Origin of the sequence: Brenneria sp. L3-3C-1, from assembly GCF_016456245.1 — a bacterium.
Classification (GTDB): domain Bacteria; phylum Pseudomonadota; class Gammaproteobacteria; order Enterobacterales; family Enterobacteriaceae; genus Brenneria.
The window spans coordinates 25841-38214 of sequence record NZ_JAEMHF010000013.1 but is presented as its reverse complement, the minus strand read 5'-3'; the positions used below and the strand labels follow the sequence as shown (position 1 = coordinate 38214).

General features: G+C 54.4%; 13 protein-coding genes. 3 read left to right on the top strand and 10 right to left on the bottom strand.

Annotated elements, in window-relative coordinates; translation table 11 throughout:
* Positions 1–33: 33 nt before the first annotated feature.
* The 5 genes from iscA to trmJ all read right to left on the bottom strand — a co-directional run bounded on the left by iscA (position 34) and on the right by trmJ (position 3461).
* Positions 34–357, bottom strand: a complete 324-nt coding sequence (gene iscA / locus JG725_RS18720; protein WP_172291600.1) for an iron-sulfur cluster assembly protein IscA — start codon at positions 355–357, stop codon at positions 34–36.
* Between the two features lie 25 nt (positions 358–382).
* Positions 383–769, bottom strand: coding sequence for a Fe-S cluster assembly scaffold IscU (gene iscU / locus JG725_RS18715; RefSeq protein ID WP_172291599.1), 387 nt, complete (start codon positions 767–769; stop codon positions 383–385).
* Positions 770–793: 24 nt separating this feature from the next.
* Positions 794–2008 carry an IscS subfamily cysteine desulfurase gene (locus JG725_RS18710; protein ID WP_199379383.1) on the bottom strand — a complete coding sequence of 405 codons (1215 nt, stop codon included), beginning with the start codon at positions 2006–2008 and terminating at the stop codon, positions 794–796.
* Between the two features lie 113 nt (positions 2009–2121).
* Positions 2122–2616, bottom strand: coding sequence for a Fe-S cluster assembly transcriptional regulator IscR (gene iscR, locus JG725_RS18705; RefSeq protein ID WP_172291597.1), 495 nt, complete (start codon positions 2614–2616; stop codon positions 2122–2124).
* 119 nt (positions 2617–2735) lie between these two features.
* Positions 2736–3461 carry a tRNA (cytosine(32)/uridine(32)-2'-O)-methyltransferase TrmJ gene (trmJ, locus tag JG725_RS18700; RefSeq protein WP_199379382.1) on the bottom strand — a complete coding sequence of 242 codons (726 nt, stop codon included), beginning with the start codon at positions 3459–3461 and terminating at the stop codon, positions 2736–2738.
* 119 nt (positions 3462–3580) lie between these two features.
* Between trmJ and suhB the strand changes: the two genes are divergently transcribed.
* From suhB to JG725_RS18685, 3 genes are all read left to right on the top strand, one after another.
* The gene (suhB, locus tag JG725_RS18695; RefSeq protein WP_172291595.1) at positions 3581–4384 is read left to right on the top strand and encodes an inositol-1-monophosphatase; all 804 of its coding nucleotides are present in this window, start codon (positions 3581–3583) and stop codon (positions 4382–4384) included.
* A 231-nt stretch (positions 4385–4615) separates the two neighbouring features.
* Positions 4616–5698, top strand: coding sequence for an iron ABC transporter permease (locus tag JG725_RS18690; RefSeq protein ID WP_172291594.1), 1083 nt, complete (start codon positions 4616–4618; stop codon positions 5696–5698).
* A complete protein-coding gene (locus JG725_RS18685) occupies positions 5695–6495 on the top strand; it encodes an ABC transporter ATP-binding protein (protein ID WP_199379380.1) in 801 nt (266 codons plus the stop codon). Before JG725_RS18690 ends, JG725_RS18685 begins: the two co-directional genes overlap by 4 nt.
* A 70-nt stretch (positions 6496–6565) precedes the next feature.
* On the opposite strand, the gene JG725_RS18680 is transcribed toward JG725_RS18685, so the two are convergent.
* The 5 genes from JG725_RS18680 to glyA form a co-directional block, all read right to left on the bottom strand.
* The gene (locus JG725_RS18680) at positions 6566–7693 is read right to left on the bottom strand and encodes an ABC transporter substrate-binding protein (RefSeq protein WP_172291592.1); all 1128 of its coding nucleotides are present in this window, start codon (positions 7691–7693) and stop codon (positions 6566–6568) included.
* A gap of 118 nt (positions 7694–7811) precedes the next feature.
* The gene (locus JG725_RS18675) at positions 7812–8861 is read right to left on the bottom strand and encodes a nickel/cobalt transporter (RefSeq protein ID WP_199379378.1); all 1050 of its coding nucleotides are present in this window, start codon (positions 8859–8861) and stop codon (positions 7812–7814) included.
* Positions 8852–9511 carry a DUF1007 family protein gene (locus JG725_RS18670; RefSeq protein WP_172291590.1) on the bottom strand — a complete coding sequence of 220 codons (660 nt, stop codon included), beginning with the start codon at positions 9509–9511 and terminating at the stop codon, positions 8852–8854. Before JG725_RS18670 ends, JG725_RS18675 begins: the two co-directional genes overlap by 10 nt.
* Positions 9512–9564: 53 nt before the next feature.
* Positions 9565–10713, bottom strand: a complete 1149-nt coding sequence (locus tag JG725_RS18665) for a 3-phenylpropionate MFS transporter (protein ID WP_199379376.1) — start codon at positions 10711–10713, stop codon at positions 9565–9567.
* A 369-nt stretch (positions 10714–11082) separates the two neighbouring features.
* Positions 11083–12336: a serine hydroxymethyltransferase gene (gene glyA, locus JG725_RS18660; protein WP_172291588.1), complete on the bottom strand. Its 1254-nt coding sequence runs from the start codon at positions 12334–12336 to the stop codon at positions 11083–11085.
* Between the last annotated feature and the right edge of the window lie 38 nt (positions 12337–12374).

Here is a 12374-nt window from a genome sequence, read left to right as displayed (position 1 = left end):
CCGGGAAAGCGCGTTCAATACCCCGGGAAGCGGTCAGACGTTAAAGCTCTCGCCGCAGCCGCATTCGCTTGAAACATTCGGGTTATTGAATTTGAAGCCTTCGTTCAGGCCTTCCTTGACGAAATCCAGTTCGGTGCCGTCCAGGTAGACCAGGCTTTTACCATCGATAATGACCTTAACGCCTTTGTCTTCGAACACCACGTCATCAGCATTCACGTCATCAACAAATTCCAGCACATACGCCATACCGGAACAACCCGATGTCCGCACGCCAAGGCGCAGGCCAAGACCTTTACCCCGGTTCGCCATAAAGGCATTAACACGTTGCGCAGCGCTGTCGCTTAGGGAAATCGACATATAACAACCTCGGAATTTTTCTTAACTACTTGGCTTCGCGTTTACTTTTGTAATCCGCGATAGCGGCCTTAATGGCATCTTCAGCCAGAATAGAGCAGTGAATTTTTACCGGCGGCAGCTCGAGTTCTTCGGCAATCTGGGTGTTTTTAATCGCCTCCGCTTCGTTCAGCGATTTGCCTTTCACCCACTCGGTTACCAGTGAGCTGGAGGCAATGGCCGAGCCACAGCCATAGGTCTTGAAACGAGCGTCTTCAATGATACCCTCATCATTGACTTTGATCTGCAACTTCATCACATCGCCGCAGGCCGGCGCTCCCACCATGCCGCTGCCGATGCTGGGATCGGCATTATCAAACGATCCCACGTTGCGTGGATTTTCGTAGTGATCAATTACTTTTTCGCTGTAAGCCATAATCGTCGTTCCCCGTGCTGCGAATTAATGATGAGCCCATTCGATGCTGCTGATATCCACGCCTTGTTTAAACATTTCCCACAGAGGGGAAAGATCGCGCAGACGGCCAATAGACTTGCGCACCAAATCAATGGTGTAGTCGATCTCTTCTTCCGTGGTGAAACGCCCCAGAGAGAAGCGGATCGAACTGTGCGCCAGCTCATCGTTCATCCCCAACGCGCGTAAAACGTAGGAGGGTTCCAGACTGGCGGAGGTACAGGCGGAACCGGACGATACGGCCAGATCCTTGAGCGCCATAATCAGCGACTCGCCTTCAACATAGTTGAAGCTGACGTTCAGGATGTTGGGCGCGCCCTGTTCAAGCTCACCATTCAGATAGACTTCTTCGATATCCTTGATACCGTTCCACAGACGGTCGCGCAGCGCTCGCAGACGCGCCGCTTCGGCGACCATTTCCTCTTTGGCGATACGATACGCTTCGCCCATACCCACGATCTGGTGTACAGGTAAAGTACCGGAACGCATTCCGCGTTCATGACCGCCGCCGTGCATCTGCGCTTCGATACGAATACGGGGTTTACGGCGTACATACAGCGCACCGATGCCTTTCGGACCATAAATTTTATGACCGGAGAAAGACATCAAATCCACTTTAAGCCGGCTCAGGTCGATGGGCAATTTGCCCACGCTCTGGGTGGCATCGACGTGGAACACAATCCCGCGGCTACGGCACATTTCGCCGATGGCCGCGATATCCTGCACCACACCGATTTCATTATTCACGTGCATGATGGAAACCAGAATGGTGTCATCACGTAGGACGGCTTGCAGCGCGTTCAGATCGATAATACCGTTACGCTGCGGCGCCAGATAAGTGACCTCGAACCCTTCACGCTCTAACTGACGGCAGGTGTCCAGCACGGCTTTATGTTCTGTTTTGCTGGTAATGATGTGTTTGCCTTTCTTCTGATAGAAGTTTGCAGCGCCTTTAATCGCCAGGTTATCTGCTTCCGTCGCACCAGAGGTAAACACAATCTCACGGGGATCCGCACCCACTAATTCAGCAATTTGATTACGGGCGATATCGACAGCCTCTTCCGCCTGCCAGCCAAAGCGGTGGGAGCGGGAAGCCGGGTTGCCGAAAGTACCGTCCAGGGTCAAAAACTGCATCATTTTTTCAGCCACGCGCGGATCAACCGGCGTGGTGGCTGAATAATCCAGATAAATCGGTAACTTCATTGCTCATAAACTCCGTACATCACTTCAAAACGTGCAAATTGTTTTATTTATAATGGGCTATCCCTGCCCCTAGCCCTTCGGGCCAACGCGATACGTTGTTAAAATATGATTTTTCAGGCGCGTAAATTAACGTTGATCGTGTCTTGTATACGTCCGTTGGCGGTACGGCGCGTATCGGCTTCCTGACGATCCGCAACGTCCAATACTTCCTGGTTATTGACCAGTTCATCCAACGTTATATTGTTCAAAAAGTCGGTGATCCGATCGCTCAGATCGCGCCACAGGGTGTGCGTCAGACAGCGTTCGCCGCCCTGACAGCTTTCTCGCCCCTGGCAACGCGTCGCGTCCACCGATTCGTCGACGGCGGATATCACCGCGCCCACGGCGATTTCATTGGCATGTTTACCCAGCAGATAACCGCCACCCGGGCCGCGGACACTGGCGACCAGTCCGTTTTTACGCAGGCGGGAAAACAGTTGCTCCAGATAGGAGAGCGAAATACCCTGACGCTCGGAGATATCGGCCAGCGGAACAGGGCCTTCTTTGGAATGCAGAGCCACATCGAGCATGGCGGTAACGGCATAGCGGCCTTTAGATGTCAGTCTCATGATAGTGGTACCTGTAGATAAAACATGTATTATTGAAACATGTATTGGCAAAACGTGGTTTGAGTCTGACATTCCCGAGTATTTTAGTCAACTATTTAACCCAGTAAACCACTCAAGTATTATTCAGGGTTATTTTTCTGAACCGAACTCAAGATTCCGCGCAGGATATTCAGCTCCTGACTCTCCGGCCGCGCCCGGGTAAACAGCCGACGCAGCTTATTCATCACCTGCCCTTGATGCGCCTGCCGAATAAAGCCGGTTTGCAGTAATGTCTGTTCAAGATGCTGATAGAAACGCTCCAGATCGTCCACCAGCGGGTAAGGCGTTTCGTCGTGCTCTTCCTTGCCGGCCTGCAAACGGTCCAGATGTGCGACGCGCACTTCATAAGCCAGGATCTGCACCGCCATCGCCAGGTTTAACGAGCTATATTCAGGATTGGCGGGAATGGCGACATGATAATGGCATTTCTGCAACTCATCATTGGTTAATCCGACGCGTTCGCGGCCAAACACCAGGGCGACCGGCGCGTGTTCCGCTTCCCGGGCGCTCCGCGCTCCGCACTCCCGCGGCTCCAGCATCGGCCAGGGCAACGTACGCGAACGTGCGCTGGTGCCCACCACCAGACCACACCCCTCAAGCGCCTGATCCAGCGTATCGACCAGGGTCGCGTTGCCAATGACATCACTGGCGCCGGCGGATAAGGCAATCGCCTGCGAATCGGGTTTTACCAGCGGATTAACCAGATAAAGCTTACTCAAACCCATGGTTTTCATCGCTCTGGCAACCGATCCCATATTGCCGGTGTGGGATGTTTCAACCAAAACAATGCGAATATTGTGTAACATGCGGACTCTGTAATGCGAGGAGGAAAGCGGAATATTCTAACACAAACTTAGATATTTTCCTTTTCCCCTGCTATAATGCTCACCGCTTTCCGTTCTTTAACATTCCAGTGGACAATACCATGCATCCGATGCTCAACATCGCTATACGCGCTGCGCGTAAAGGCGGTAATTTAATTGCTAAAAATTACGAAACCCCTGACGCCGTAGAAGCCAGTCAAAAAGGCAATAATGATTTTGTCACCAACGTTGACCGGGATGCCGAGCGTCTGATCATTGAAGTCATCCGTAAGTCTTATCCGCAGCACACCATCATTGGTGAAGAGTGCGGCGAGCTGGTCGGCGACGATCGGGATGTGCAATGGGTTATCGATCCACTGGATGGCACCACCAATTTTATCAAACGCCTGCCGCACTTCGCGGTTTCCATCGCCGTGCGCATGAAAGGCCGCACTGAAGTTGCCGTAGTTTACGATCCCATGCGTAATGAACTGTTCACCGCCACCCGCGGTCAGGGCGCGCAGTTGAACGGTTATCGTCTGCGCAGCAGTAATGCCCGCGATCTGGACGGCACAATATTGGCTACCGGTTTCCCGTTCAAAGCGAAACAACACGCGAAAAGCTATATCAACATTCTCGAAGCCCTGTTTACCCAATGCGCGGACTTCCGCCGTACGGGTTCCGCCGCGCTGGATCTGGCCTATGTTGCCGCCGGCCGCGTTGACGGATTCTTTGAAATCGGCCTGAAGCCCTGGGATTTTGCCGGCGGCGAACTGCTGGTGCGTGAAGCGGGCGGCGTGGTAACCGACTTCGTCGGCGGTCACAACTATCTTTCTTCCGGTAACCTGATCGCGGGTAATCCACGCGTCGTCAAATCCCTGCTGGCAACCATCCGCGACGAACTTAGCGACGCGTTGAAACGTTAATCGTCCCCCCTCGTTGGTCGCGTCAGCCGTCTGGCGTACGCGACCAACGTGACTATTTTTCTTTCCGCCTGAATCCGGTATACACATTGCCTGACTTTAATATGATGATAATAGTTATCAGAATCATTACAATTGATAGCATTGTTATTGAGGATTGATGTGCCCTCGCCTACGCGATCGGGATCATCCGTTGCAACGCGCAGCGCCGGGAAAAAAGATGAGTAATTTTTCATGAGTGTGACGACTGAACCGAATATCCGCGATGCCGCCAACGATAACAGCGCCGTTATAGACGACTATCGCGCTATTATCCGGCGTCGCGTGGTTATCATGACGATACTGCTGTTGATTATTTTCGGCTCTTTGCTGCTGGACTTCACCATGGGGCCTTCGGGACTCTCGCTGGAAGTGTTATGGCAGGCGCTGACCGATCCCGCCAGCGCCGATGCGGGCACCCGCGTTATCGTCTGGGATATCCGTCTGCCTTATGCGCTGATGGCGATTATCGTCGGGCTGTCGCTGGGTCTGGCCGGCGCGGAAATGCAAACCATTCTGAATAACCCGCTGGCCAGCCCCTTTACGCTGGGCGTGTCGTCAGCGGCCGCATTTGGCGCGGCCCTCGCCATCGTACTGGGCATCGGCATTCCCGGTATTCCGGCCCAGTGGTTTATTTCCGCCAATGCTTTTTTGTTTGCCCTGCTTGCCGCGCTGCTGCTGGACGGTATTACCCGCTGGACACAGGTCTCCACCTCCGGCGTGGTGTTGTTCGGCATCGCCCTGGTGTTTACCTTTAATGCGCTGGTGTCGATGCTGCAATTCATCGCCAATGAAGACACGCTGCAAGGATTGGTCTTCTGGACGATGGGCAGTCTGGCGCGCGCGTCCTGGGAAAAACTGGGGATTCTGCTGCTGGTGCTGATCGCCGTTATGCCGTTGTCGTTCATGAATTCCTGGAAACTCACCGCCTTGAGACTGGGTGAAGATCGCGCCGTCAGTTTTGGCATCAATGTGCGCCGGTTACGGTTGGCGACGCTGCTGCGCATCAGTATTCTGTCGGCGTTGTCAGTGGCTTTCGTCGGCCCGATCGGCTTTATTGGCCTGGTCGCGCCGCACATTGCCCGGATGATATTTGGCGAAGATCACCGGTTTTATCTGCCGGCCAGCGCGCTAGTGGGGGCGCTGGTGCTTTCACTGGCCTCCGTGGCCTCGAAAAACCTGATCCCCGGGGTGATTATTCCGGTCGGCATCGTCACCTCGCTGGTCGGCGTGCCATTCTTCCTCAGCATCATTCTGCGTCACAGAGGAAATGTATGAATAATCAGACACCGTCGGGATTACGCGTATCTCATTTCTGCGCCGGTTATCCCAAGCGTCAGGTGATTCGCGATCTGTCCGTTCCCTTACTGCCCCGGGGGAAAATCACCGTCTTGCTGGGGCCGAACGGCAGCGGTAAATCCACGCTGTTGCGCGCCATGGCCGGATTAAACCCGTCACAGGGCGAACTCTGGCTGGATGACGACAACCTGATGCAACTGCCGTTTGCCAAACGGGCGGAAAAAGTGGTTTATCTGCCGCAGTCTTTACCGCCCGGCGTACATCTGCACGTATTGGAATCCATTATTGTCGCCCAGCGCGCCTCTGGCGGCCTGCATAGCGCCAATAGTCAGGCTGAGGTGATGACGCTGCTCAAGCGGTTGGGCATCGAACATCTGGCGCTAAGCTACCTGGATCAGCTTTCCGGCGGACAAAAACAATTGGTCGGGCTGGCGCAGTCATTAATTCGTCAGCCGTCGCTATTATTATTGGATGAACCCCTCAGCGCATTGGATCTGAATTACCAGTTCCATGTCATGGATCTGGTTCGCCGGGAAACACGCCAGCGCGGCATCATTACGATTGTCGTGGTGCATGATATCAACATTGCGTTACGCCACGGCGACCACGTGCTGATGCTGCAAAATGGCAACCTGATTGCCGATGGGGCGCCGGCCGAGGTTATCAGTCCGGCGAGTCTGGCTGAGGTCTATGGCGTCAAAGGACGTATCGAACGTTGCTCACAGGGTGTGCCGCAGGTGATTATCGACGGATTGGTCACCGAACCCACCGTTTGATCAGCCCGATTGAATTAATAAAAAAAGCGCCGACCATTTTCCGTCAGCGCTTTTTTTATCCGTCAGTCAATCAGGATTTTGCCGGCAGCGTCACCCAGTAACCCGGCTGATAAGGCAACGGCAGGAACTTCTCATGAAAAGTGCGGAACGTGGCATCGGGATCGATATCGCTGAATAATTCAGGATGCAGCCATTTTGCCATCACCTGAATCGCCACAAATTGATAAGGACTATCATAGAACTGGTGCCAGATGGCATGCGCATTGCCGTTGCTGGCGACCGGCAGCGTTTTAAACGCCGCCCGCTCCATCAGCTTTTGCAAACGCTGCAAAGCGACTTTCTGGTCTGCGCCGGGGCCGACGCCCACCCAACCGTTAGCCGTATTGTAGTTTTCCCAGTTGGCGCCGGTCACAATGACGACGTCCGGCCGTGCGCTGATGATCTGTTCCGGGTTGAGCGTACCGAAAGTACCGGGGATCAGATCCTTGGCGATGTTCTCTCCCCCGGCGACGTCAACCATGCGTCCGAAATTTTCGTTGCCGAACGACATACAGCATTCATCTTCATAGCCGCCCGCGCGATCGATCATCACCTTCGGGCGAGGCCCCTGATAATTTTTCAAACGTTCAGTGACTATTTCAATCTGCTGGCGACGGAACTGAATAATCTCATCCGCGCGCTGAGGCTTACCCAGCAGTTGTCCCATGATGTGAATGCTTTTTTCCGCATTCTCAAACGGCTTTTCGCGAAAATCGATAAACACCACCGGAATACCCAATGAGCCGAGTTTCTCAATCAGCTTGCCTTCGTCGGTCGCCGCTTTGGATTCCAGATTCATCAGCACCAGATCGGGCTTTAACGTCAGCGCCTGCTCAACGTTGAAGGTGCCGTCTTTGGCCCCGCCAAAGGTCGGCAGCTTTTTGATTTCCGGATATTTGTTTTCATAGGCCAGATAGCCATCGTAATCGGCTTTCGGCAGATCGTCACGCCAGCCCACCACGCGCTGGAACGGCGCCTCGGTATCGAAAGCCGCCAGCAGATATATTTGCCGCCCCTCGCCTAAAATGATCCGTTTAACCTCCGATTTCATTTCAACCTTTCTGCCCGTGACATCCTCAATAACTATCGGGGCGGCGCTGACGGCAAAAACGCTGCTTAAGCTCAACATGGCGACAACCGAACACAGCCATTTTCTCATTATTCCCTTCTCCGGTTAAGGTTATAAATAATAACCATTATCATTTGCGCCGGATGATATAGCGTTGATGTTAAACACGGCAATCTATTTTTATAAATACGTTAAGAAAACGTAAAGGCTAGCCAGAGAAAGGACGGATGCCGCCGCTGATTGCAGGTTGCGCACTCAAATACAACAGTACGCCGGTTCCAAGCAGAATAAGGCCGCCGACCAGTGACAGCAGCGGCCAGGCGACGCGCTGCCAGGCGGGCGGCGTACGGTGACGACTCAAACGTTCAATGAAACCACGGCAATAAAACACCAGCATCGCCAGCGCCGAGATAGTCAATGCCGTTCCCAACGCCATAGCCAGCGCCGAAGCCACGCCCCAGAGAAAAACCCCAATCACTTTGGAAAACAGCAGCACCAATATGGCTCCGGAACAAGGACGCATGCCCATCGCCAACACGATCGCCAAACGCGTACGCCAGCTACTGGCTCGGCTGAGTTCATCATGGTCGGGCAGGTGCCGATGCCCGCATCCACAATGTTCATCATGTTGATGAGGCCTGGCATGCTTGAACGGGATCGCCGGACGACTGCCAGACGGCGTGACCCGCAAAATAGCCGGCGATCGGGGTCGCCGGAAGATAGCGGCGTATAATCGTTTCGTCGCGCGGAAACACAGCGCCGCGCCCAACAAGGCGATCAAGATAAAACTGCCCTTCTCCATCCAGAAACTGCTGTTATGCAGCGTCCGGCTGGAAAGCTGTAAAAAAACCAGCACCACGGTAACCAGCAGCACCGCCACTAATCCCTGAACCAGGGAAGCGGCAAACGTCAGCTTCAGGCTGCTTTTCAATTTCGACGGATGGGTGGCAAGATAGGTCATGATGATCACCTTGCCATGACCCGGCCCGACGGCATGTATCACGCCATAAAGCAGACTGAAAACCATCAGACCGAGTCCGGCCTGCTGCGGCCGGGACACGACCATTTGCAGCAAATGCGCCATCTGCTGGTGTAACGATTTCTGCCAGACCGCGCTTTGCAGCAGTATTTGCAGCCAATAGCCCAGCACCCAGTAAAACGTCAGCGCCAGCAACAGCAGAAACAACCACAGCGGCCATAGACCAGACAAGCGGCTAAAAAACCCTCGCTGACGCGGGGCGTCCATATTCAATGACATTGCAACGTCACCCGCTGGGCAAACTGTTTACCCAGCTCCATATCCTCGCCCGGGGCATCCTCTTTATCCAGCGAGAGGGCGTATGCCTGTAAATCCGCATTCGGTTCAGGCGTCGTCAGCGTGGTTTTACAGCGCGCGGCGAGCGGGGCCGACAACCTGATGGCGCGATCATTTTCATAAAACATAGCGACAAAATAGGTGGGATCATAAGTGGAGATCAGCAACGGTTTACCCATTAACGGCTGGGGATGGGCCAGCGGTAATACAAATTCCAGTACCGCCTGATTTCCCTGGCGGGAAAGGCGATATTCCGTCGGTACTGACTTATAGGGCACAGGCTGCTCATCCCGGTAAATATCGGTGAAATAATGCTGCCCCAGGACATTGGCCATCACTTCGGCAGCCAGTTTCTTCCATATTTCAGAATCTTTTTCCGCCGCGCCGGCATCGTACAGCAAGTCGGCAGAGGTAATAGGATCCATCGTCCACTGCATGCGCAAACCGGTAATGCGTTCATTCTGACTTTCAACGGTGGTTTGCATATCGATAAAGCTATGGGGGTGGGCAAAAACCGGCTGGCTGATTACCATACCGGCTATCAGTAACATTAGCCGCCTGCGCCCGCGCTTAAAAATGTTATAATGTAACATAATCTTCTCGTAGCAATATTCTTACCGGCGATCGGGTAATGAGCGCCGCGCGATCAGCGTGTCAGGCGACTGACGGAAGGACGAATAAACAACGCCGGTATCGCCAGCATCGCCATGACCCAAAACGTGCCGCTCCGCAAATGTTCAAACAGGAAACCGGACACCATGGTCATGATCGCGATACTGCCGCCCATCGCCAAGGCCGAATAAACCGCCTGGAGGCGCAAAATATCCCCTCCGGTTCGAGCGGCGATAAAGCGCATTGCCGCCAGATGACACACCGTGAACGTGCCGCAATGCAATATCTGTATCACAACCAGCCACGGAAGCGCTACCGTGGCCCCCATCAGTCCCCAGCGAACGACGCCGCACACGGCGGAGAGCAACAATAATTGCCGGGCGCTCCAGCGCCGGAACAAACGCTGGCTAAAAGTAAACACCACGATTTCCGCCACCACGCCCAACGACCAGAGATAGCCAATAATCGACGCGGAATAGCCGGCGTCCTGCCAGTAAATCACGCTGAAACCGTAGTAAGCCGCATGCGCGCCCTGTAATAAAGAAACGCAGAGCAAGAAACGCCATACGGAAGGCTCGCACAGCAACGTTTTCCAGGGAGTGACCGCCGCAGACTGCGCTGAGGATGCGGCTGCCAGCGGCATCACGCTGGGACGGAATAGCATACATAAAAACATGGCTATCAAGCCGGCGCTCAGCACCGCCAGAATCGCCGGATGTCCCCATGCCGCGACCAGTTCACCGGTGACCGCGGAACCGATAACAAACGCGATAGAACCCCAGACGCGCACCTTGCCATAATCCATGACAATCTGCCGCTGCCAGGTCGCCGCCAACGCATCCGTTAGCGGCACCAGCGGGGCGAAAAACAGATTAAAACCAATCATCACCAACATCAGCCACAGCCAGGCATTGCCAAGCCAGAAACCGACCGATAACCCCAGCGTCAGCAACGCCAACGCCCGTAACACCGTAATCAGTTTCGACGGATCTTTCACGCTGGGGGTGATCACCAGACTACCGACAAAACGGGCAATCAAACCCGCTCCCAGCAGCATCCCGATCGATTCGGCGGAAAGGCCCTCGCCTTTTAGCCAGCCGCCCCAGAACGGCAGAAATATGCCATAGCAAAAAAAGTACGTGAAATAACTTAACGCCAGCCAACGCGTTGATTGCAGAACCATGACGCCTCCCTTTTCTCGCTGGCTACTCTGTCAGAGTGCGTCCCCTGGCGCAATGCGTATTCGTCATAAAAAACGCCAGCCCAAAGGCTGGCGCTTGAGGTTGCTGACAAAGTCGTCTGTAAGCCTGAGATACCCGGGCCTACCGTACCGAGGGGCCATTATGGGACACATCCTTGTGCCCCACCCTGCGGGCCAGCATAAATGCTGTTCAAATTTGCTCCTGGCAAATTTGTCGGCGGCTTACGCCGCTACGGCCCCTCGCCACGCTCTCCCTAATAACAGGCTTTGTCAGTGGTCTGAAACGCCAGCCCAAAGGCTGGCGCTTCTACGTACGCCCCGGCAGACGACAACCGGGGGAAAATCTTCGGATTAGGCGTAAACCGGGAAACGGGCGCAGATATCCAATACTTTTTGTTTGGTACGCTCGATAGTGGCTTCATCGTTGATGTTGTCCAGAACATCACAGATCCAGCCGGCCAGTTCGCGCACTTCCGCTTCTTTAAAGCCGCGACGGGTGGCGGCCGGCGTACCGATACGCACGCCAGAGGTCACGAACGGGCTTTTGGGATCGTTCGGCACGCTGTTTTTGTTAACCGTGATATTCGCACGGCCTAAAGCCGCATCGGCATCTTTACCGGTGATGTTTTTATTTACCAGATCCAGCAGGAACAGATGGTTGCTGGTGCCGCCGGAAACCACGTCATAGCCACGGGACAGGAATACGTCGACCATCGCCTTGGCATTTTTCGCGACCTGCTGCTGGTAAACCTTGAACTCAGGCTCCATCGCTTCTTTCAACGCCACCGCTTTACCGGCGATGACGTGCATCAGCGGGCCGCCTTGTCCACCGGGGAATACCGCGGAATTCAGTTTCTTATACAGATCTTCGTCGCCGCCCTTCGCCAGAATCAGACCGCCGCGCGGGCCGGCCAGCGTTTTGTGGGTGGTGGTGGTCACGATGTGCGCATGCGGAACCGGGTTCGGATACACGTCAGCGGCAATCAGACCGGCGACGTGCGCCATATCCACGAACAGATAGGCGCCGATGCTATCGGCGATTTCGCGCATTTTGGCCCAGTCGACAATACCGGAATAGGCGGAGAAACCACCGACGATCATTTTGGGTTTATGGGTGCGAGCCAGTTCGGCCATCTCTTCGTAATCGATCTTGCCGCTTTCGTCGATGCCGTAAGGGATGACGTTGTAAAGTTTACCGGACAGGTTGACCGGCGAGCCATGAGTCAGGTGGCCGCCGTGCGCCAGATTCATCCCCAGGATGGTATCGCCCGGCTGCAATAGCGCGGTATAGACGGCAAAGTTAGCCTGAGAACCCGAGTGAGGCTGCACGTTGGCGTAATCCGCGCCGAACAGCGCCTTGGCGCGATCGATAGCCAGTTGTTCAACCACGTCCACATATTCGCAGCCGCCGTAATAACGTTTACCCGGATAACCTTCAGCATATTTGTTGGTTAGCTGAGAGCCCTGCGCTTGCATAACCCGCGGGCTGGTGTAGTTTTCTGACGCAATCAGTTCAATGTGCTCTTCCTGACGCACCACTTCTTGCTGCATTGCTTGCCACAGGTCGGCATCATAATCGGCAATGTTCATTTCACGCTTTAACATCCGCATCTCCTGACTCAGCTAACTTGAATGTACTGGAA